Below are 21,558 nucleotides of genomic sequence, written 5' to 3' on the forward strand. Positions count from 1 at the left end.
CTCAGCCCAGGTAGCCCATGCGATGGCTGATCTCGTCCGCGCCCTTGACCAGCACCGGAGCGAGGTCGTACATACGGTCCTCGGTGAGGCGGTACGCGGGTCCGGAGGCGCTGAGCGCCGCGATGACCTCTCCGTCCCGGTTGCGGACCGGAGCGGCCATGGCGTGGAGCCCTACCTCGAACTCCTCCAGGGTCCAGGAGTAGCCCCGCTCGAGAGCCTCGGCGAGATTCTTCTCCAGCTTGGTCTTCGCGGTCAGGGTGCGGGGTGTCATCTTCTTCAGGCCGGCCTCCGACAGCAGCGTGTGACGCTCCTTCGCGGGCATGTGGGCCAGCAGGATCTTGCCGCTGGAGGTGGCGTGCAGCGGAGTCAGCTGGCCGACCCAGTTGAACGCTGTGATGGCACCCGGACCCCGCACCTGGTACAGGTTGATCGCGTACTGCTCCTGCATCACGGCGAGGTTCACGGTCTCGCCGATCTCCTGGGCGAGACGCTCGCAGACCGGCCGGCTCTGCTGGGTGATGTCGATGCGTCCCGTGACCGCGCCGGCGAGGCGGACGATACCGAAACCGAGGCGGTACTTGCCGCGCTCGCCCGCCTGCTCCACCAGCCCGCGCATCTCCAGAGCACCGAGCAGCCGGAACGCGGTGGACTTGTGGACATCGATCTCAGCGGCCACCTCGCTGACGCCGGCCTCGCCGCGCCGGGCCAGGATTTCCAGCACCGTGATGGCGCGGTCGACGGACTGCACCCCACCGGTCGGCGCACTTGTCGTTTCGGAATCCGGATGGTAGTTGCTCACAGCGCAACTATACGGGCGATAAACATAGGCGGCAGCTGTGCAGGTCACAGCTTGGTATGGACTCTTCGGAAGTTGCGCTGTCCGCAACCTGGTGCGCATGGTGCTACCAGTAATAACATGCCGCGCATTCTCTACGGCGCGAGCGAGACGAGGCCCCATGGCTCACTTGCAGTACGACTTCGTCATCGTCGGTGGTGGATCGGCCGGCAGTGCACTGGCCAACCGGCTCTCGGCAGACCCCGGTAACCGGGTGCTGGTCCTGGAGGCGGGCAGATCCGACTACCCCTGGGACGTCTTCATCCACATGCCGGCGGCGCTGACCTACCCGATCGGCAGCCGGTTCTACGACTGGAAGTACGAATCCGAACCCGAGCCCCACATGGGCGGCCGGCGCGTCTACCACGCGCGAGGCAAGGTGCTGGGTGGTTCCAGCAGCATCAACGGCATGATCTTCCAGCGCGGCAACCCCATGGACTACGAGCGCTGGGCGTCCGGCCCCGGCATGGAAACCTGGGACTACGCGCACTGTCTGCCGTACTTCCGGCGGATGGAGAACTGTCTCGCCGCCGACCCGGACGACGAGTTCCGCGGTCACGACGGCCCCCTCGTCCTCGAACGCGGTCCGGGGACCAACCCGCTCTTCGAGGGCTTCCTCAAAGCCACCGAGGAGGCGGGCCACCCTCCCACCGACGACGTGAACGGCTACCGGCAGGAAGGGTTCGCCAGGTTCGACCGCAACGTCCATCGGGGGCGCCGACTGTCGGCCGCGAAGGCGTACCTCAAGCCCGTGCGGAAGCGACCCAATCTCACTGTCACCACACGCGCCCTGGTCACCCGTGTCCTCTTCGAAGGCAGGCGGGCCGTCGGAGTCGAGTACCGGCGCGGCCGTGGCGGACCCCGGCAGGTGCGTGCCGGTGAGGTCATCCTCTGCGGAGGCGCGATCAACTCCCCGCAGCTGCTCCAGCTCTCCGGCGTCGGCAACGCCGAGGAACTGCGCGCGCTCGGCATCGACGTCGTACACGATCTGCCGGGCGTCGGCGAGAACCTCCAGGACCACCTGGAGGTGTATATCCAGTACGCCTGCAAGCAGCCCGTCTCCATGCAGCCGCACCTCGCGAAGTGGCGCGCTCCGTTCATCGGGCTGCAGTGGCTCTTCCGTAAGGGCCCCGCCGCGACCAACCACTTCGAGGCGGGCGGCTTCATCCGCGGCAACGAGGACGTGGACTACCCCAACCTGATGTTCCACTTCCTGCCCGTCGCGGCCCGCTACGACGGCTCCGTCCCCGCCGGCGGACACGGATATCAGGTGCATGTGGGGCCCATGTACTCCGACGCCATCGGCTCGGTGAAGATCAAGAGCAAGGACCCTGCCGAGCACCCCGCGCTGCGCTTCAACTACCTGTCCACCGAGCAGGACCGCCGCGAGTGGGTCGAGGCCGTCAGGGTGGCCCGCAGGCTGCTCAACCAGCCCGCCATGGCTCCGTACAACGCCGGGGAGATCTCACCCGGACCGTCCGTCGAGACCGACGAGGAGATCCTCACCTGGGTCGCCCAGGACGGCGAGACCGCGCTGCATCCGTCATGCACCTGCAAGATGGGCACCGACGAGATGGCGGTCGTGGACCCGGCCGATCTGCGGGTGCACGGGGTGGAGGGGCTGCGGGTCGTGGACGCGTCCGTCATGCCCTACATCACCAACGGCAACATATACGCGCCGGTGATGATGATCGCGGAGAAGGCTGCCGACCTCATCCTCGGCAAGGAGCCGCTGCCGCCTTCTGCCGCCGCGTACTACCGCTACCGCGACGCAAGCGCGTAACCTGCAGTTTTCATACAGCCGATCGGCCCGGACACGAGGTGCTCCGGGCCTGCCGGCGTCCTGTTCTCCGGGCTGTCTCCTTGGCGGAACCGTCATCGGCCAACCCCTTGACGTGGGTTCCCGCCTTCCGCAGAGTGTTCCACCACAAGCAATACGGTGCGCGATGCGCAACGCGATTCGCTCGAAGGGCTCCCGACGTGGCAGACCTGTTCGTGGATGGAAAGTGGCGGGATCCGCTGGCCGGAGGGCACCGGGACATCCGCTGTCCCGCCGACGGCACGCTCTCCGTGACCGTGTCCGAAGGCACCCGCCCCGACGCCGAGGCGGCCGTCGCAGCGGCCCGCCGCGCCTTCGACGAAGGACCCTGGCCGCGTACCCCCGAGCGTGAGCGCGGCGCGCTCCTCCTGCGCACCGCCGACATCCTCGAACGCGACGCCGACGCGTTCGCCCGCGCCGAGTCGCTGGACACCGGCAAGCGGCTGGTGGAGAGCGAGTACGACATCGCCGACGTCGTCTCCTGCCTCCGCCACTACGGAGGGCTCGGCGGCACCGTCGCCGGCCGGGTGATCGACACCGGCCGCGAGGACGCGGTCAGCCGCGTCGAGTACGAGCCGATCGGCGTGTGCGGACTGATCACGCCCTGGAACTACCCGCTGCTGCAGGCGAGCTGGAAGGTCGCCCCGGCACTCCTCGCAGGCAACACGATCGTCCTCAAGCCGAGCGAACTCACCCCCTCCACCTCGATCCTGCTGATACGGGCCCTGGAGGAGGCCGGACTCCCGGACGGAGCCGCCAACCTCGTCCTGGGGACCGGGCCCGAGGTGGGCGCACCGCTCGCCGAGCACCCCGCCGTCGACATGGTCTCCTTCACCGGCGGCCTGGACACCGGCAGACGCATCATGGCCACCGCCGCCGCGACCGTGAAGAAGGTCGCCCTGGAACTCGGTGGCAAGAACCCCAATGTCGTCTTCGCAGACGCCGACTTCGAGACGGCCGTGGACTTCGCTCTCACGGCCGTCTTTCTGCATTCCGGGCAGGTCTGCTCGGCAGGTGCCCGGCTGATCGTCGAGGACTCGCTGCACGACCGGTTCGTCGACGAGGTCGTCCGCCGCGCCCGGCGGATCCGGCTCGGTGGCCCCTTCGATCCACAGGCCGACACCGGAGCGCTGATCTCCGCACAGCACTTGACGAAGGTCGAGGCCTATGTCGCCTCCGGGATCGCCGAGGGTGCCGTCCTGCGCTGCGGGGGCGAACGTCCCGACGACCCGGCCCTGGCGAACGGCCATTTCTACCCGCCCACCGTGCTCGACGAGTGCGGTCAGCACATGCGCGTGGTCCACGAGGAGTCCTTCGGGCCCGTGCTCACCGTGGAGCGCTTCACCGACGAGGACGACGCCGTACGCATCGCCAACGACACCGAGTACGGACTCGCAGGCGCCGTCTGGACGCAGGACGCCGGCAAGGCCCAGCGGGTCGCCCGCCGGCTGCGCCACGGCACGGTGTGGATCAACGACTACCACCCCTATGTACCGCAGGCGGAATGGGGCGGGTTCGGGCACTCCGGCGTGGGCCGGGAGCTGGGACCGACCGGCCTGGACGAGTACCGGGAGCCCAAACACATCTGGCAGAACATCCAACCCCGGCCGCAGCACTGGTTCCGCGGCTGAACGCCGAAAGAGGTCGAACATGACCCCAGCAACGACCGAGGTGCCGCGGCGGCGCGACACGCCCCAGGACTCGGCTCCCACCCCGGTCATCTCCGTGCACGAGCTGTGGAAGGTGTTCGGGCCGAAGGCGGACCGGGTGCCCGGCTCCGAGGAACTGCGCGGGCTCACCCGCCGCGAACTGATGGACCGCACCGGATGCACCGCCGCCGTGCGCGACGTGCACTTCGAGGTCGCGCCCGGCGAGGTGTTCGTCGTCATGGGCCTGTCCGGCTCCGGCAAGTCCACCCTGGTGCGCTGTCTGACCCGGCTCATCGAGCCCACCGCCGGCGAGATCCTCTTCGAGGGGGAGGACATCCGTGATGCGGACGCGGGCCGCCTGCGCGAACTGCGCCGCAGCAAGTTCTCCATGGTCTTCCAGCACTTCGGGCTGCTGCCGCACCGCCGGGTCGTCGACAACGTGTCGTTCGGTCTGGAGATCCGCGGCATGAGCAGAGCCGAGCGCACCAAGCGTGCGCTGGAGGTCGTCGAACTCGTCGGCCTCTCCGGGTATGAGAACTCCTACCCCGACCAGCTCTCCGGCGGCATGCAGCAGCGCGTCGGCCTCGCCCGCGCCCTGGCCGGCGACCCTGACGTCCTCCTCTTCGACGAGCCGTTCTCGGCGCTCGACCCGCTGATCCGCCGTGACATGCAGAACGAGGTCGTCCGCCTGCACCACGAGGTCGGCAAGACGATGGTGTTCATCACCCACGACCTGTCCGAGGCGCTGCGGCTGGGTGACCGCATCCTCATCATGCGCGACGGCCGGATGGTCCAGTGCGGCACCGGCGACGAACTGGTCGGCGCCCCCGCCGACGACTACGTACGCGACTTCGTCAGAGACGTGCCCCGCGGTGATGTGCTGACCCTGAGGTGGATCATGCGTCCGGCGGAGCCCGACGACCCCCTGGACGGTCCCGAGCTGGGCCCGGACGTGGTGGTGAAGGAGGCCACCCGGGCGGTGCTCGCGGCCGAGAAACCGGCCAAGGTCGTCGAGAACGGCAAGCTGCTCGGCATCGTCGGCGACGAGGAGATCCTCGCGGTCGTCGCCGGGCAGGAAGGCGACGCGTGATGACCGTCGCCGTGGAGAAGACAGAGAGACCCGAGAGAACCGGGACCGAGGAGCCGCCCGCTCCCGCCCGGCGTGTGCCCAAGGTCAGCCGCTCCATGATCGTGGCCGCGATCCTGGTCGTCTGGCTGGTGCTCTTCGCCCTGCTGAAGGGCAGGCAGACCCTGACCCTCGCGGCGGCGGACCTGACCGATCTGCACCGGTGGTTCAACGACGTCAACGACTCGATCGGCGCGAACCGCAACTCCAACCCGCTCTTCCTCTACTTCTTCAACGAGATCCGCCTGGTCATCGACTCCCTCGTGACCTTCGTCCAGGAGCTGATCTCACAGCCGACCCCGGGCCGGCCTGTACCGCAGATCGGCTGGCTCGGTGTCGTCGGCGTCGCCGGATACGTCTCATGGGCCGTGGGCAACTGGAGGGTCGCGCTGCTGACGGTGGCCGGGTTCACCTTCCTCGGCCTTCAGGGCCTGTGGCAGGAGAGCATGGACACCCTGGCGCTCACGGTCTCCGCCGTCTTCGTGGCGCTGCTGTTCGCGATCCCGCTGGGTGTGTGGGCCGGAATGTCCGACCGGTGCCACCGGATCGTGACGCCGTTCCTGGACTTCATGCAGACGATGCCGACCTTCGTCTACCTGGCCCCCCTGACCCTGTTCTTCCTGATCGGCCCGGCCTCCGCCACGATCGCCACCGCGATCTACGCGGCACCACCGGCGATCCGCATCACCGCGCACGCCATCCGCTCGGTACCGGAGACCACCGTCGAGGCGGCGGACTCCATGGGCGCGACGCGGCGGCAGGCGCTGCTGAAGGTCCTGCTGCCGATGTCCAAACGGACCGTGGTGATGGGCGTCAACCAGACCATCATGGCCGCCCTGGCCATGGTGACCATCGCCGCCCTGATCAACGCGCCCGGCCTCGGAGCGACCGTCGTCCAGGCCCTGCAGTCGCTGGACGTCGGCACGGCGTTCAACGCCGGTCTGGCCATCGTCGTCCTGGCCATCGTGCTGGACCGGGTCACCACGGCGGCCAGCGGACGGGCGGACACAGCCCGCGGCTCGGACAGTCCCTTCCTCAAGTGGCGGCGGCACCTGCTGGTGGCCGGGGGAGTGGCGGCGGCGGTGCTGGTGTACCTGTCGCACATGTATGTGTGGGCGGCCGAGTTCCCCGGCGAGGGCGGCACCGGCAGCACCATCGCCAAGGCGGCGACCGACGTGACCACCTGGGCGCAGGACAATCTGGCAGGGCTGACCAACGCCTTCCGTGACGTCCTCACCAACGGCCTGCTCAACCCGTTCCAGACCCTGCTGACCGATTCCCCGTGGTGGCTCGTCGGCGTCGCCCTCGTCGCGCTCGGGTCGGTGCTCGGTGGATGGCGGGCCGGGGCCACGACCGTCGTGTGCGTGGGTCTGCTGGTCGGTACCGGCGTGTGGTCGGACGCCATGACGACGCTGGCGTCCACCGCCGTGGCGACGGTGCTGGTGATGCTGCTCGGCGTCGCCCTCGGGGTGTGGATGGGGCGCAGCGCTCTCGTGGACCGGCTGCTCAGGCCCTCCCTGGACGCGGCCCAGGTCATGCCGCCGTTCGTCTACCTCGTGCCGTTCCTCGCGCTGTTCGGCGCGACACGGTTCACGGCCATCGTCGCCGCCATCGTCTACGCGGCGCCCGTCGCCATCAAGATCATCGCCGATGGGGTGCGGGCCGTGCCCGAGACCACCGTCGAAGCGGCGACGTCCACCGGGTGCAACACCTGGCAGATCATCACCAAGGTGCAACTGCCCATGTCGCGAGGCGCCCTGACCCTCGCGACCAACCAGGGCCTCATCTACGTGCTCTCGATGGTCGTCGTCGGCGGCCTGGTGGGAGCGGGCGCCCTCGGCTACGACGTCGTGGCCGGGTTCTCGCAGGGCCAGCTGTACGGCAAGGGACTGGCGGCCGGTCTCGCCATCGTCCTGCTGGGAGTCATGTTCGACCGGATCACTCAGGCAGCGGCTCGCCGCGCCGGCGCATAAGGAGCACCTCACCATGGCACGACACTGGAGAGCCGGCGCGGCCGGCCTGGCCGTCCTCGGTCTCACCCTCACGGCCTGCGGGGGCGCGAAGGTCGGCGACGACAGCGCGGGCGGTTCGGACAGCTCGGGCAAGTGCGGCACCTTCAACCTCGCGATCAATCCGTGGGTGGGTTACGAGGCGAACGCGGCGGTCCTCGCGTACGTCGCGGAGCACGACCTCGGCTGCAAGGTCGAGCAGAAGGACCTGAAGGAGGAGGTCGCCTGGCAGGGCTTCGGGACGGGCGAGGTCGACGCCGTCGTCGAGAACTGGGGCCACGACGACCTGAAGAAGAAGTACATCACCGACCAGAAGACGGCCGTCGAGGCCGGCCCGACCGGCAACAAGGGCCTCATCGGCTGGTACGTGCCGCCGTGGCTGGCGAAGGCGCACCCGGACATCACCGACTGGAACAACCTCAACAAGTACGCCTCGAAGTTCAAGACCTCCGAGTCGGGCGGCAAGGGGCAGCTCCTCGACGGCGACCCGTCGTTCGTCACCAACGACGAGGCGCTGGTGAAGAACCTCAAGCTGGACTTCAAGGTGGTGTACGCGGGCAGCGAGACCGCGCTCATCCAGGCCTACCGCAACGCCGAGAAGAACAAGCAGTGGGTGATCGGCTACTTCTACGAGCCGCAGTGGTTCATGTCAGAGGTGCCGCTGAAGAAGGTCAGCCTGCCCGAGTACAAGACGGGCTGCGACGCCGACGCCGAGAAGGTCGCGTGCGACTACCCCGTGTACGAGCTCGACAAGATCGTCAGCGCCAAGTTCGCCAAGTCGGGCAGCCCGGCCTATGACCTGGTGAAGAAGTTCACCTGGACGAACGACGACCAGAACACCGTCGCCAAGTACATCGCGGTGGACAAGATGGCGCCCGAGGCGGCAGCGAAGAAGTGGGTCGAGGCCAACCGCGACAAGGTCGACGCCTGGATCAAGTAGGGCGTACGACCGCCCGTGTGATTCCCGCCCAAGAGGCCCGGCAGGCTGTGTGATCAGCCTGCCGGGCCTTGTCGTTTTCCGCTGATTCCTCCCTGTCGCCGCCGGGTGCTTTTCCGGTGTCTCGCACCCCTTGACACGCCGATTCACGGCGGGCACATTGAGTTGCGCAACCTGAACCTTGTTGCGCAGACAGCAACTGGACGCTTTCAACGTCGGAGGTGCGGCGATGGCGGGACCCCGGGTGGTCATCATCGGAGCGGGCGTCGTGGGGGCAGCGCTCGCCGACGAGATCTCCGCGCGAGGCTGGACCGAAGTGACCGTGGTCGACCAGGGCCCGCTGCCCGCCACCGGGGGCTCGTCGTCGCACGCCCCGGGCCTGGTCTTCCAGACCAACCCCTCCAAGACCATGACCGAGATGGCCCGTTACACCGTCGAGAAGTTCTGCTCGCTCGACGTCGACGGGCAGCCCTGCTTCCTCCAGGTCGGCGGCCTGGAGGTGGCGACCAGCCCCGAGCGCGTCAAGGAACTGCAGCGGCGCCACGGCTGGCTCGCCTCCTGGGGCATCGAGTCCCGGCTGCTGAACACCGAGGAGTGCCTCGAACAGCACCCGCTCGTCGACCCGGACAAGGTCCTCGCCGGCCTCCACGTGCCGACGGACGGCCTCGCGAAGGCCGTCCTCGCCGTCGAGGCACAGATCCGCCGGGCGACCGAGCGCGGCGTGCGCTTCCTCGCCCGGCACGAAGTCCTCGACGTCCAGCGGGCCGAGGGCGAGGTGACCGGCGTCCTCACCGACCAGGGCGAGATCCCCGCCGACATCGTCGTGTGCTGCGCCGGCATCTGGGGGCCGAAGATCGCCCGCATGGCCGGCATGAACCTCCCGCTCACACCGCTCGGCCACCAGCTCGCCTGGACGGGCCCGGTACCGGCCCTGGCGGGCCAGACGCAGGAGGCGGTCCGCCCGATCCTGCGCCACCAGGACGCCGACCTCTACTACCGCGACCGCTTCGACGGCCTGGGCATCGGCTACTACGGCCACCGCCCGATGCCGATCTCCGCCGACGACATCCTCTCCGTGGACGAGGCCGAGGAGATGCCCTCCGTCCTGAAGTTCACCGAGGAGGACTTCGAGGAGGCCTGGAGCGAGACGCAGTCACTGCTCCCCGCGACGAAGGACGCCAAGGTCGAGGAGGGCATCAACGGCCTGTTCTCCTTCACCACCGACGGCCTGCCGCTGCTCGGCGAGTCCCCGGACGTCAAGGGCTTCTGGGTCGCCGAGGCCGTCTGGGTCACGCACTCCGCGGGTGTCGGGAAGGCCATGGCCGAGTGGCTGGTCGACGGCTACTGCTCCTCGTTCGACCTGCACGAGTGCGACGTCAACCGCTTCGAGCCGCACCAGCTGTCGCCGGAGTACGTGCTGGCCCGCGACTGCCAGAACTTCGTCGAGGTCTACGACATCCTGCACCCGCTGCAGCCGTCGGGCGACCCGCGCCCGATCCGCACCAGCCCGTTCCACACCCGCCAGCAGGAGCGGGGCGCCTTCTTCCTGGAGGCGAACGGCTGGGAGCGGCCCCAGTGGTACGAGGCCAACGCGGGCCTGGTCGAAGGCCGTTCCATCGTCACCCCCAACGAGTGGGCCGCGCAGTACTGGTCGCCCATCGTCGGCGCCGAGGCCCAGACCACCCGCGAGACCGTCGCGATGTACGACATGACGGCCCTCAAACGGCTCGAGGTCAGCGGGCGTGGTGCCGCCGAGTTCCTGGAGCGGCTGTGCACCGGCAAGGTCGCCAAGTCCGTCGGCTCGGTGACGTACACGCTGCTCCTCGACCACGACGGTGGCATCCGCAGCGACGTCACCGTCGCCCGGCTGGCCCCCGGCCTCTTCCAGGTCGGCGCCAACGGCAACCTGGACCTCGACTGGTTCACCCGTCACCTCCCTGCCGACGGCACGGTCCAGGTCCGCGACATCACCCCCGGCACCTGCTGCATCGGCCTGTGGGGACCACGCGCCCGGGACGTCCTCCAGCCGCTCACCGACGCCGACTTCTCGGCGACCGGCCTGAAGTACTTCCGCGCCAAGCGCGCTCACATCGGCTCCGTGCCCGTGACGGCGATGCGGCTGTCGTACGTCGGTGAGCTCGGCTGGGAGCTGTACACCACCGCTGACCTCGGCCAGAAGCTGTGGGACACGCTGTGGCGGGCGGCCGAGCCGCTGGGCGGCATCGTGGCCGGCCGGGGCGCCTTCAACAGCCTCCGCTTGGAGAAGGGCTACCGGTCCTTCGGCACGGACATGACGTACGAGCATGACCCGTACGAGGCCGGGGTCGGGTTCGCGGTCAAGCTCGACAAGGAGGACTTCATCGGGAAGGGGGCGTTGGAGCGGCGCAAGGCCGATGTCCGGCGGAAGCTGACCTGCCTCACGATCGACGACCCGAAGGCCGTCGTCATGGGCAAGGAGCCGGTGTACGACGGGGACTGCGCGGTCGGGTACGTCACGAGTGCGGCTTACGGCTACACGATCGGCAAGGGCATCGCCTATGCGTGGTTGCCGACGGAGCTCGCGGAGCCGGGGACGGTCGTACACATCGGGTACTTCGACCAGTCCGTCGAGGCGGTCGTGGCCGATGAGCCGTTGTTCGATCCGGCGATGTCCCGTCTTCGTGGCTGAGTTTTCGTCCGCGGCTGCGTCGTGGCTGGTCGCGCCCCGCGGCGGAGCCGCTGATCGACACAGCCCCGCGCCCCTTCGGGGCCCCGTTCAGTGCCGACCTCGTTGGAAGGAGCTCCCCAAGTGACCGCACAACTCCTTGATGGCAAGGCCACCGCCGCCGCGATCCGCCAGGAACTCGCCGAGCGTGTGGCCAAGTTGACCGCCACCACCGGTCGGGCTCCGGGGCTCGGCACCGTCCTGGTCGGTGACGACCCGGGCAGTCGCGCCTACGTCGGCGGCAAGCACCGCGACTGCGCCCAGGTGGGTATCGCCTCCATCCGCCGGGAGCTGCCCGCCGACGCCTCGCAGCGGCAGGTCGAGGAGACGGTCGACGAGCTCAACGCCGACCCCGCCTGCACCGGCTACATCGTCCAATTGCCGCTGCCGCGCCACCTCGACGCCAACGCCGTGCTGGAACGGATGGACCCGGCCAAGGACGCCGACGGACTGCACCCCGTCAGCCTCGGCCGGCTCGTCCTGGGCGTCGAGGCCCCGTTGCCGTGCACCCCGCGCGGCATCGTCGAACTGCTCCGCCGCCACGACGTGCCGCTCGCCGGAGCGCGGGTGTGTGTGATCGGGCGCGGCATCACCGTCGGCCGGCCCATCGGGCTTCTGCTCACCCGCAGGTCCGAGAACGCGACCGTCACCCTCTGCCACACCGGCACCAAGGGCCTGGCCTGGCACACGCGAGAGGCGGACATCGTCATCGCGGCCGCCGGCTCGCCCGGACTGATCACCAAGGACATGCTGCGCCCCGGCGCGGCCGTCCTGGACGTCGGCATCACCCGCACCGACCAGGGGCTGGTCGGTGACATCCACCCGGACGCCGCACAGGTCGCCGGATGGCTCGCGCCGATGCCCGGGGGCGTGGGCCCCATGACCCGGGCCATGCTGCTCGCCAATGTCGTCGAGGCCGCCGAGAGGAACGCGAACGCCGTATGAACGTGCTCAACACATCCCTGGCGGAGCTGGACCCCGAGGTCCATGCCGCGCTCCGCGCCGAGCTGCACCGCCAGCAGTCCACCCTGGAGATGATCGCCTCCGAGAACTTCGCGCCCTCCGCCGTGATGGAGGCCCAGGGCTCGGTCGCGACCAACAAGTACGCCGAGGGCTACCCGGGCCGCCGGTACTACGGCGGCTGCGAACACGTCGACGTCACCGAGCGGCTGGCCATCGAGCGGATCAAGTCCCTCTTCGGCGCCGGGTTCGCCAACGTGCAGCCGCACTCGGGCGCCCAGGCGAACACCGCCGTCTTCTTCGCCCTGCTCCAGCCCGGCGACACCGTCCTCGGTCTCGACCTCGCGCACGGCGGGCACCTCACCCATGGCATGCGCATCAACTACAGCGGCAAGATGCTCAACGTCGTGCCGTACCACGTGTCCGAGACGGACCACCTGGTCGACATGGACGAGGTCGAACGCCTCGCCAAGGAACACCGACCCAAGATGATCATCGCTGGCTGGTCGGCGTACCCCAGGCAGCTGGACTTCGCGGCCTTCCGCAGGATCGCCGACGAGGTGGGCGCCCTGCTCATGGTCGACATGGCGCACTTCGCGGGACTGGTGGCGGCTGGACTGCACCCCAGCCCCGTACCGCACGCCCACGTCACGACCACGACCACGCACAAGACCCTCGGCGGTCCGCGCGGCGGCGTCATCCTCACCAACGAGGCCGACCTCGCCAAGAAGATCAACTCGGCGGTGTTCCCCGGCATGCAGGGCGGCCCGCTGGAGCACGTCATCGCCGCGAAGGCGGTGTCGTTCAAGGTCGCCGCGACACCGGAGTTCGCCGAACGCCAGGCCCGGACGCTCGCCGGCTCCCGCATCCTCGCCGAACGCCTCACCCAGGCGGACGCGGCGGCGGCCGGGGTGAAGGTGCTGACCGGAGGCACGGACGTCCACCTCGTCCTGGTCGACCTGCGCGACTCCGAGCTGGACGGCCGCCAGGCCGAGGACCTGCTCGACGCGATCGGCATCACCGTCAACCGCAACGCGGTGCCCTTCGACCCGCGCCCGCCCATGGTCACCTCGGGCCTGCGCATCGGCACCCCGGCCCTGGCCACCCGCGGCTTCACCGAGGCGGACTTCGCCGAGGTGGCGGACGTGATCGCCCTCGCCCTCCAGCCGGATCCGGACGTTGCCGCCCTGCGAGCCCGCACGGAGGCACTGGCCGCCAAGCACCCGCTCTACCCCCACCTGTCCGAAGCCGGAGACGCCCGATGAGCCCCCGCACCCCCGGCGCCGAGCTCCCCGAACACCCCGACCGGCTGTGGCGCAACCCCGATCCGAAGCGTTCCTACGACGTCGTCATCGTGGGCGGCGGCGGCCACGGCCTGGCCACCGCCCACTACCTGGCGAAGAACCACGGCATCACCAACGTCGCCGTCCTGGAGAAGGGCTGGCTCGCGGGCGGCAACATGGCCCGCAACACCACGATCATCCGCTCCAACTACCTCTGGGACGAGAGCGCAGGCATCTACGAGCACGCCCTCAAGCTCTGGGAGGGCCTGGCGGACGAGCTCGACTACCCGATCCTCTTCTCCCAGCGCGGCGTACTGAACCTCGCCCACAGCTTCCAGGACGTCCGGGACAGCGTGCGCCGCGTCGAGGCCAACCGCCTCAACGGAGTGGACGCCGAATGGCTCGACGCGGACGGCGTCAAGGACGTCTGCCCGATCGTCAACATCTCCCCGGACGTGCGCTACCCCGTCCTGGGCGCCACCTACCAGCCACGCGCGGGCATCGCCAAGCACGACCACGTGGCGTGGGGCCTGGCCCGCTCCGCCGACGCCGCCGGCATCGACATCATCCAGAACTGCGAGGTCACCGGCCTCGACGTGGTCGACAACCGGGTGGTCGGAGTCCGGACCACCCGGGGACCGATCGCGGCGGGCAAGGTCGCGCTCTGCTCGGCGGGCCACACCTCGGTCCTGGCCGCCATGGCGGGTATCGAACTGCCCGTCCAGAGCCACCCGTTGCAGGCGCTGGTCTCGGAGCTGCTGGAGCCGGTCCACCCGACGGTCGTGATGTCCAACGCGGTCCATGTGTACGTCAGCCAGGCGCACAAGGGCGAGCTGGTGATGGGCGCGGGCGTCGACGCGTACAACTCGTACACCCAGCGTGGCGCCTTCCACATCATCCAGGATCAGATGTCCGCGGCCCTGGAGCTCTTCCCGGTCTTCGCCCGCGCCCATGTCCTGCGCACCTGGGGCGGCATCGTCGACGTGAGCCCCGACGCCTCACCGATCGTCGGCCTCAGCCCGGTCGACAACCTCTACCTCAACTGCGGCTGGGGAACCGGCGGTTTCAAGGCCACCCCGGGCGTCGGCTGGGTCTACGCCCACACCATCGCCCACGACACCCCGCACGCCCTCAACGCCCCCTTCTCGCTCGACCGTTTCACCACCGGCGCGCTCGTCGACGAGCACGGCGCGGCCGCGGTGGCCCACTAGGACCACTGGAAGCTCTGGGAGCCGATCCATGCTGCTCATCCCCTGCCCGTGGTGCGGGCCCCGCGACGAGGCCGAGTTCCACTACGGCGGCCAGGCCCATGTGCCGTACCCGGAGGACCCGGCGCCCCTCACCGACGAGGAGTGGGCCCGCTACCTCTTCTTCCGCGACAACTCGAAGGGCCCGTTCGCCGAGCGCTGGAGCCACGCGGCGGGCTGCCGCCGCTGGTTCAACGCGGTGCGGGACACGTCCACGAACGAGATCCTGACGGTCTATCGGGCGGGGGAGGAGCGCCCGGCCATTTTCGAGGCACGTTCGATGCGGCCAGCCCGTCCGGCGCTTGAGGACGAGGCAGTCCAGGCCGAAGCGGGGCCTGGGGGCGCAGCCCTCAGCGGGGCCGAAGGGGCAGAGCCCCTTGAGGACGGGAAGGGTAGGGGCGGCGGGGGCGAATCAACCCAGCCCTTCCGCCACCCCACCCGAGGCCGAATCCACCGCGACGAGCCCCTCACCTTCACCTTCGACGGCACCCAGTACCAGGGCTACAGGGGCGACACCCTCGCCTCCGCCCTCCTCGCCAACGGCGTCATCCAAACGGGCACCAGCATCAAACGCGGCCGCCCCCGAGGCATCTTCTCGGCCGGCGTCGAGGAACCCAACGCGGTCATCCAGATCGAGGAACCGTTCCCCGAGCCCATGCTCCCGGCCACCACCGTCGAGCTCTACGACGGCCTCGTCGCGACCAGCCTCCCCGGCCAGGGCCGCCTCGCCACCGAACCGGACCCGGCACGCTACGACGCCGTACACGCCCACTGCGACCTCCTGGTCGTGGGCGCGGGCCCGGCCGGCCTCGCCGCGGCAGCCGCGGCAGCGCGAAGCGGCGCCCGCGTCATCGTCGCCGACGACCAGCCGGAACCCGGCGGCAGCCTCCTCGGCACCGGCGAACTGCTCGACTGGGCTGCCGGGACGACCGCCCACCTCGACGCCGCCCCCGACGTGCGCGTCCTGCGCCGCACCACCGTCTTCGGCTACTACGACGACAACCACCTGCTCGCCGTGGAGCGCCGCACCAACCATCTCGGAGCCGATGCCCCGGAGCACGTCTCCCGTGAACGTGCCTGGCGCATCCGCGCCCGCCGCGTCGTGCTCGCCACCGGCGCGCACGAGCGCTCGCTGGCCTTCGCGGACAACGACCGCCCCGGTGTGATGCTGGCCGCCTCGGCCCGCGCCCACGTCAACCGCCACGGCGTCCTGCCCGGTCGGCACGCGGTCGTCTTCACCACCAATGACAGCGCCTACGCGGCGGCCCTGGACCTCACCGCGGCGGGCGTGGCCGTGGAGGCCGTCGTCGACACCCGTACCGAGCCGGGGGAGTGGGCGGAGCGGGCCCGGCAGGCCGGCATCGAGGTGCTGCCGGGTTACGCCGTCACCGGGACGGAAGGCGCTCCCCGGCTCACCGCCGTGACCGTCTCCCCGTACGGGGAGACAACAGGCCGACGGGAGTTCGCCGCCGACCTGCTCCTGGTCTCCGGCGGCTGGAACCCGGTCGCACACCTGTTCAGTCAGGCCGGCGGCAAACTCCGCTACGACGAGACGCTCGGCAGCTTCGTCCCCGACACCTCCCGCCAGGCCGTGGAGGTCGCGGGCGGCGCGAGTGGCGTCTTCGGCCTGGCCGAGGTCCTCGCGCAGGGGGCGGCCGCAGGCGCCCGCGCGATCGAGTCCGCGGGCTACACCTGTGAAGCACCCTGCCTGCCACAGGTGTCCGCACCACCTCAGACGCCGCCCATGCAGGTCTTCACCGTCCCGGGCCGCGAAGGCGCCCCGCGCTTCGTCGACCTGCAACGCGACGTCACCGTCGACGACCTGGCCCGGGCCACCGGCGCCGGAATGCGCTCGGTCGAGCACACCAAGCGCTACACCACGGCCGGCACCGCCAACGACCAGGGCAAGACCTCCGGCGTTCTGGCCAGTGGCGTCGTCGCCGAACTGCTCGGCGTGGACATCTCGGCGCTCGGCACGACCACGTTCCGGCCCCCGTACACCCCCGTCTCCTTCGCCGCCCTCGCCGGCCGCGACCGGGGCGCGCTCAGCGACCCGGTCCGCACCACCGCCCTGCACGAGTGGCATGTCACCCACGGCGCCCTGTTCGAGAACGTCGGACAGTGGAAGCGTCCCTGGTACTTCCCGCAGGACGGCGAGGACATGGAGACGGCCGTGCTGCGCGAGTGCGCCGCCGCCCGCGAGGGCGTCGCCTTCATGGACGCCTCCACCCTCGGCAAGATCGACGTACAGGGCCCGGACGCCGCCGCCTTCCTCGACCTGCTCTACACCAACATGATGAGCACCCTGAAGGTCGGCATGATCCGCTACGGCGTCATGTGCCGCCCCGACGGGATGGTCTTCGACGACGGCACCGTCATCCGCCTCGACCAGGACCGCTACCTGGTCACCACCACGACGGGCAATGCCGCGGCCGTGCTGGACTGGATGGAGGAGTGGCTCCAGACCGAGTGGCCCGAGCTGAAGGTTCACTGCACCTCCGTGACCGAGCAGTGGGCCACCGTCGCCCTGGTCGGTCCGAAGTCCCGCGAGGTCCTCGGCTCGGTCGCACCCCGACTCGCCGTGGCCAACGACGACTTCCCGTTCATGGCATGGCGGGACACGACGGTCGCGGGCATCGAGGCCCGGGTGTGCCGGATCAGCTTCTCCGGCGAACTCGCCTACGAGATCAACGTGTCACCGTGGGAGGCCCTCGCCCTGTGGGAGGCGCTGTACGAGGCCGGCGCGCCGTACGGCATCACCCCGTACGGCACGGAAACCATGCACGTCCTGCGCGCGGAGAAGGGCTACCCGATCGTCGGCCAGGACACCGACGGCACCGTGACGCCACAGGACCTCGGCATGAACTGGGTGGTGTCCAAGAAGAAGCGGGACTTCATCGGAAAGCGGTCCTACGCCCGTGCCGACACCGCCCGTCCCGACCGCAAGCACCTGGTCGGCCTGCTTCCGGAGGACCCGGGCATGTTCCTGCCCGAGGGCACGCAGCTGGTCGCCGGCAGTGTGCTGCCCGCGCCACCCGTTCCGATGCTCGGCCACGTCACGTCCAGCTACCGCAGCGCTGCCCTCGGCCGGACCTTCGCGCTCGCCCTGGTCAAGGGCGGCCGGGACCGCATCGGTGAGCGCCTCTACGCCCCCGTGGGCGACCGGCTGGTCCCGGTGACCGTCGCCAGCCCCGTCCTCTACGACCCCGAGGGAGCCCGCCGCGATGGCTGACACCGCCCGTACCGCTCCGCTCCGCAGCCCCCTGGCGCATGCCGCCGACCGGCTGGCCGCCGCGACCCGCACCTCCGGGGGTGCGATCCGGCTGGCGGAACTCCCCTTCCTGACCCAGATCAATGTGCGTCTGGACCCCAAGGGAGCGGCCGCGGACGCCGTGGGGGCGGCGCTGGGCCTCCACCTGCCCGTCGAACCCGACACCGTCGTCCGCGCCGGGGAGCTGACCGCCCTGTGGCTCGGCCCCGAGGAGTGGCTCGTGGTGGGCCCGCCGGGCGGTCAGCGGGACGTGGAGGGCCGGATCCGCGAAGCCGCGGGCGACGAGCCCGTGTCCGTCGTCGATGTCTCGGCTCAGCGCACCACACTGCTCGTCACGGGTCCTCGTGCCCGCGACCTGCTGGCCCACGGCTGCTCGCTGGATCTGCACCCGCGCGTCTTCGGCCCGGGCCGCTGCGCCCAGACGACCCTGGGCCGCACCCAGGTCGTGCTGGTCGCCCGTGACGACCCAGGGGCCGGGTTCTGGGTGCTGGTCCGTTCGTCCTTCGCCGACTACCTCACCCAGTGGCTGCTGGACGCGGCGGTGGAGTGGACAGCCTGACCCGGCACCCCGAAGGCGGCGGCCGGTGATCACGTGTCACCGGCCGCCGCCCTTCTCACTCGCTTCTCCGCGTCAGGGACCGGGACGGCTCTCCCGGACCTCAGTCCCCGTAACCGAGACGGCGGCTGAGCTCGGCCGCTGCCGCGACCATGACCGGTGCGAGTTCACGCATCCGCTCCTCGGTCATGCGGAAGGCCGGTCCCGAGGCCGAAAGGGCGGCCACGGTCCCGCCGTCGGCTGAACGCACGGGCGCGGACAGAGCGTTGAGGCCCTCCTCGTACTCCTCCAGCGTGCTGGCGTAGCCCTGCTCACGGGCCTGGGCGAGATCCGCTTCCAGTTTCTTTCTGGACGTCACCGTGCGTGGTGTCAAGCGAGGGAGCCCGGCCGCGGCGATGAGCTCGTCGCGGTGCTCCGGTTCGAGGTAGGCCAGGAGGATCTTCCCGCTCGACGTGCAGTGCAGCGGCGTCTGTCGCCCCACCCAGTTCTGCGCGGCGATGGCCGCGGTACTGCGCACCTGGTAGAGGTTGATCGCGTGGTGGGACTCGAGCACGGCGATGTTCAGCGTCTCGCCCACGTCGTCGACGAGACGCTCGCAGATGCCCCGCCCGTGCCGGGTGACGGCGATACGGCCCGTCACGGCGCCGGCCAGGCGCACGACACCGAACCCGAGTCGGTACTTCCCGCGTTCGCTCTCCTGCTCGACCATCCCGTGCGCCTCCAGCGCGCCGAGCAGACGGAAGGCGGTCGACTTGTGGACATCGATCGCCGCCGCCACTTCGCTCACGCCCGCTTCGCCGTGCTGGGCGAGGATCTCCAGCACGGCGACAGCGCGGTCAACTGATTGCACTCCGCCACTGGGAGCGCCCGCGGACTCAGCACCGTCGTTGCTCATGGCGAAACCCTAAGCGAAACAGTCAACAGGCGTGAGGGGCTGGAGGTCATTTTTCCTCAGCGGAAGACGACCGTACGGTTGCCGTTGACCATGACGCGGCTCTGGCTGTGCCATTCCACCGCCCGTGCCAGGACCTGCGCCTCCACGTCGCGGCCGAGGGCGACCATGCTGTCGGGGCCCTGCGAGTGGTTCACACGGATGACGTCCTGCTCGATGATCGGCCCCTCGTCGAGGTCCGGGGTGACGTAGTGGGCCGTCGCTCCGACGAGCTTGACGCCGCGCTCGTGTGCCTGGACGTACGGCCGGGCGCCCTTGAAGCTCGGCAGGAACGAGTGGTGGATGTTGATCGCCCGGCCTTCGAGCTGCTTGCACAGGTCGTTCGACAGGATCTGCATGTAGCGGGCCAGGACCACCAGGTCGATGTCCAGCTCGTCGACGAGCTCCAGCAGCCGGGCCTCCGCCTCGGGCTTCGTCTCCCGGGTCACGGGCACGTGGTGGAACGGGATCCCGTAGCTCTCGGCGAGCGGCTCGAAGTCCCGGTGGTTGGAGACGATGGCCGGCACCTCGATGTTCAGTGAGCCGGTGCGCCGGCGGAACAGCAGGTCGTTCAGGCAGTGCCCGAACTTCGACACCATGATCAGCGTGCGCGTCGGCGTCGACGCGTCGTACAGCTGCCAGGAGATCCGGTACGCCTCCGCCACCGGGGCGAAGCCGGACTTCAGGTCCTCCATCGAGGTGTCCGGGTCCGAGACGTCGAAGTGCACCCGCATGAAGAAGCGGTCCTGGAGCCGGTCGTCGAACTGCTGGCTCTCCTGGATGTTCCCGGAATGCCGGACCAGGAAGCCGGTGACGGCGTGGACGAGGCCCGAGCGGTCGGGGCACGACAGGGTGAGGACGAACTCGCGGCCGGTTGTGGGTCCAAGAGACATTGAGCCCTCCCAGAGGGGATGCGCAATACGCAACAGTCGGACTGATACGCAACATGCTCCTGTCTGTGGCGGCCCGTGGTCAAGGGCTTGACAGTGCTTCGAGGGGGCTGCACTGTGAGTTGCGTAGCAAGGATCTCGTTGCGTATGAGGCAACCACCCGCCCGCCAGAGGCGCTTCACTTCGAGGTGAACCATGACGACGACCGGCCTGCCGGAGAGCCTGATCGCGACCCTTCCCGGTGACCACTACACGGACCCGGAGATCTTCCGCTTGGAGCAGGAGCACATCTTCGAGTCGATGTGGTTCTGCGCGGCACGCTCGTCGGAACTGGCGAAGCCGGGTGCGTTCCGGACCGTGGACGTCGGGCGGGAGAGCATCCTGCTGACCCGGTCGCGGGACGGTTCCGTCCGGGCGTTCTTCAACGTGTGCCGGCACCGCGGGGCGAAGCTCTGCACGCAGGAGTCCGGTGAGGTGAAGCGGGCCTTCCAGTGCCCCTACCACGCCTGGACGTACGACCTCAACGGCAAGCTCGTCGCGGCCCCCAACCTCACGAAGATGCCGGACATCGGCCGCACCGAGTACGGCCTGGCGAGCGTGGCGGTGCACGAGTGGCTGGGTTATGTGTGGGTGTGCCTGGCCGAGAACCCGCCGCCGTTCGAACAGTCGGTGATCGCGGACGTGGTCGCGCGCCTGGGCGACGTGGAGTCCGTCGAGCGGTACGACGTCGAGAGCCTGGAGGTCGGCAGGCGGATCGTCTACGACGTCAAGGCCAACTGGAAGCTGATCATCGAGAACTTCATGGAGTGCTACCACTGCGCGACCATCCACCCCGAGCTGACCGAGGTCCTGCCGGAGTTCGCCGACGGCTACGCGGCGCAGTACTACGTGGGACACGGCGCCGAGTTCGGCTCGGACGTCCGGGGCTTCACCGTCGACGGCTCGGAGGGACTGGACCGCATCCCCACGGTCGCCGAGGACCAGGACCGCCGGTACTACGCGATCACGGTGCGCCCGCAGGTGTTCATCAACCTCGTCCCCGACCACGTGATCTTCCACCGGATGTTCCCGGTGGCGGTCGACCGCACGATCGTGGAGTGCGACTGGCTGTACCTCAAGGGCGTGGTGGAGAGCGGCCGCGACGTCAGCCGGTCGGTGGAGCTGTTCGACCGCGTCAACCGGCAGGACTTCGACGCCTGTGAGCGCTGCCAGCCGGCCATGAGTTCCCGCCTGTACGCCAAGGGCGGCGTCCTGGTGCCCAGCGAGCACCACATCGGTGAGTTCCACGACTGGGTACAGGACCGCATCGGCACCCGCGCGAACCTCGCGGAGCGCTAGGCG

The 21,558-nt window shown here is 69.6% G+C and carries 15 protein-coding genes; 12 read left to right on the forward strand and 3 right to left on the reverse strand.

The genetic code is table 11. The annotated features are described in order from the left end of the window. Window position 1 precedes the first annotated feature (1 nt). Window positions 2-748: an IclR family transcriptional regulator gene (locus ACQEV8_RS39675; protein WP_432973330.1), complete on the reverse strand. Its 747-nt coding sequence runs from the start codon at window positions 746-748 to the stop codon at window positions 2-4. Between the two features lie 208 nt (window positions 749-956). Here ACQEV8_RS39675 and betA point away from each other — a divergent pair, with 208 nt between their 5' ends. From betA to ACQEV8_RS39730, 11 genes are all read left to right on the forward strand, one after another. Continuing rightward, window positions 957-2,618: a choline dehydrogenase gene (gene betA, locus ACQEV8_RS39680; RefSeq protein WP_432970893.1), complete on the forward strand. Its 1,662-nt coding sequence runs from the start codon at window positions 957-959 to the stop codon at window positions 2,616-2,618. Between the two features lie 197 nt (window positions 2,619-2,815). Further along, window positions 2,816-4,285, forward strand: coding sequence for an aldehyde dehydrogenase family protein (locus ACQEV8_RS39685; protein WP_432970896.1), 1,470 nt, complete (start codon window positions 2,816-2,818; stop codon window positions 4,283-4,285). 19 nt (window positions 4,286-4,304) lie between these two features. Further along, window positions 4,305-5,393, forward strand: a complete 1,089-nt coding sequence (locus tag ACQEV8_RS39690) for a quaternary amine ABC transporter ATP-binding protein (protein WP_432970899.1) — start codon at window positions 4,305-4,307, stop codon at window positions 5,391-5,393. Then, window positions 5,393-7,402 carry an ABC transporter permease gene (locus tag ACQEV8_RS39695; protein ID WP_432970902.1) on the forward strand — a complete coding sequence of 670 codons (2,010 nt, stop codon included), beginning with the start codon at window positions 5,393-5,395 and terminating at the stop codon, window positions 7,400-7,402. The genes ACQEV8_RS39690 and ACQEV8_RS39695 overlap by 1 nt, the downstream gene beginning before the upstream one ends. Before the next feature lie 13 nt (window positions 7,403-7,415). Beyond that, a complete protein-coding gene (locus tag ACQEV8_RS39700) occupies window positions 7,416-8,378 on the forward strand; it encodes an ABC transporter substrate-binding protein (protein WP_432970905.1) in 963 nt (320 codons plus the stop codon). Between the two features lie 226 nt (window positions 8,379-8,604). Next, on the forward strand, window positions 8,605-11,043 hold the full coding sequence (locus ACQEV8_RS39705; RefSeq protein ID WP_432970908.1) for a GcvT family protein: 2,439 nt from the start codon (window positions 8,605-8,607) through the stop codon (window positions 11,041-11,043). 120 nt (window positions 11,044-11,163) lie between these two features. Then, the gene (locus ACQEV8_RS39710) at window positions 11,164-12,024 is read left to right on the forward strand and encodes a bifunctional methylenetetrahydrofolate dehydrogenase/methenyltetrahydrofolate cyclohydrolase (protein WP_432970911.1); all 861 of its coding nucleotides are present in this window, start codon (window positions 11,164-11,166) and stop codon (window positions 12,022-12,024) included. Continuing rightward, the gene (gene glyA / locus ACQEV8_RS39715) at window positions 12,021-13,304 is read left to right on the forward strand and encodes a serine hydroxymethyltransferase (protein WP_432970914.1); all 1,284 of its coding nucleotides are present in this window, start codon (window positions 12,021-12,023) and stop codon (window positions 13,302-13,304) included. The genes ACQEV8_RS39710 and glyA overlap by 4 nt, the downstream gene beginning before the upstream one ends. Further along, entirely contained in the window at window positions 13,301-14,533 is a 1,233-nt protein-coding gene (locus tag ACQEV8_RS39720) for a sarcosine oxidase subunit beta family protein (RefSeq protein ID WP_432970917.1), read from the forward strand. The genes glyA and ACQEV8_RS39720 overlap by 4 nt, the downstream gene beginning before the upstream one ends. A gap of 28 nt (window positions 14,534-14,561) precedes the next feature. Beyond that, window positions 14,562-17,801 (forward strand): sarcosine oxidase subunit alpha family protein, encoded by a 3,240-nt coding sequence (locus ACQEV8_RS39725; protein ID WP_432970920.1) that lies wholly within the window; start codon window positions 14,562-14,564, stop codon window positions 17,799-17,801. Then, window positions 17,794-18,399 carry a sarcosine oxidase subunit gamma gene (locus ACQEV8_RS39730; protein WP_432970923.1) on the forward strand — a complete coding sequence of 202 codons (606 nt, stop codon included), beginning with the start codon at window positions 17,794-17,796 and terminating at the stop codon, window positions 18,397-18,399. The genes ACQEV8_RS39725 and ACQEV8_RS39730 overlap by 8 nt, the downstream gene beginning before the upstream one ends. A gap of 100 nt (window positions 18,400-18,499) precedes the next feature. Here the strand turns inward: ACQEV8_RS39730 and ACQEV8_RS39735 are convergent, their stop codons facing one another. Next, entirely contained in the window at window positions 18,500-19,291 is a 792-nt protein-coding gene (locus tag ACQEV8_RS39735) for an IclR family transcriptional regulator (RefSeq protein ID WP_432970926.1), read from the reverse strand. A gap of 56 nt (window positions 19,292-19,347) precedes the next feature. Beyond that, on the reverse strand, window positions 19,348-20,220 hold the full coding sequence (purU, locus tag ACQEV8_RS39740) for a formyltetrahydrofolate deformylase (protein WP_432970929.1): 873 nt from the start codon (window positions 20,218-20,220) through the stop codon (window positions 19,348-19,350). 192 nt (window positions 20,221-20,412) lie between these two features. Between purU and ACQEV8_RS39745 the strand changes: the two genes are divergently transcribed. Continuing rightward, window positions 20,413-21,555, forward strand: a complete 1,143-nt coding sequence (locus ACQEV8_RS39745; RefSeq protein ID WP_432970932.1) for an aromatic ring-hydroxylating oxygenase subunit alpha — start codon at window positions 20,413-20,415, stop codon at window positions 21,553-21,555. Window positions 21,556-21,558 lie beyond the last annotated feature (3 nt).

The sequence above is a fragment of the Streptomyces sp. CA-179760 genome, assembly GCF_050937045.1.
Classification (GTDB): domain Bacteria; phylum Actinomycetota; class Actinomycetes; order Streptomycetales; family Streptomycetaceae; genus Streptomyces.

Bases quoted from the DNA above. Each gene is read 5' to 3' on its own strand.
- ACQEV8_RS39700 (WP_432970905.1), top strand. From the start codon at position 7,416: ATGGCACGACACTGGAGAGCCGGCGCGGCCGGCCTGGCCGTCCTCGGT.
- ACQEV8_RS39730 (WP_432970923.1), top strand. From the start codon at position 17,794: ATGGCTGACACCGCCCGTACCGCTCCGCTCCGCAGCCCCCTGGCGCAT.
- ACQEV8_RS39735 (WP_432970926.1), bottom strand. From the start codon at position 19,291: ATGAGCAACGACGGTGCTGAGTCCGCGGGCGCTCCCAGTGGCGGAGTG.
- ACQEV8_RS39695 (WP_432970902.1), top strand. From the start codon at position 5,393: ATGACCGTCGCCGTGGAGAAGACAGAGAGACCCGAGAGAACCGGGACC.
- ACQEV8_RS39690 (WP_432970899.1), top strand. From the start codon at position 4,305: ATGACCCCAGCAACGACCGAGGTGCCGCGGCGGCGCGACACGCCCCAG.
- ACQEV8_RS39705 (WP_432970908.1), top strand. From the start codon at position 8,605: ATGGCGGGACCCCGGGTGGTCATCATCGGAGCGGGCGTCGTGGGGGCA.
- glyA (WP_432970914.1), top strand. From the start codon at position 12,021: ATGAACGTGCTCAACACATCCCTGGCGGAGCTGGACCCCGAGGTCCAT.
- betA (WP_432970893.1), top strand. From the start codon at position 957: ATGGCTCACTTGCAGTACGACTTCGTCATCGTCGGTGGTGGATCGGCC.
- purU (WP_432970929.1), bottom strand. From the start codon at position 20,220: ATGTCTCTTGGACCCACAACCGGCCGCGAGTTCGTCCTCACCCTGTCG.
- ACQEV8_RS39720 (WP_432970917.1), top strand. From the start codon at position 13,301: ATGAGCCCCCGCACCCCCGGCGCCGAGCTCCCCGAACACCCCGACCGG.
- ACQEV8_RS39725 (WP_432970920.1), top strand. From the start codon at position 14,562: ATGCTGCTCATCCCCTGCCCGTGGTGCGGGCCCCGCGACGAGGCCGAG.
- ACQEV8_RS39745 (WP_432970932.1), top strand. From the start codon at position 20,413: ATGACGACGACCGGCCTGCCGGAGAGCCTGATCGCGACCCTTCCCGGT.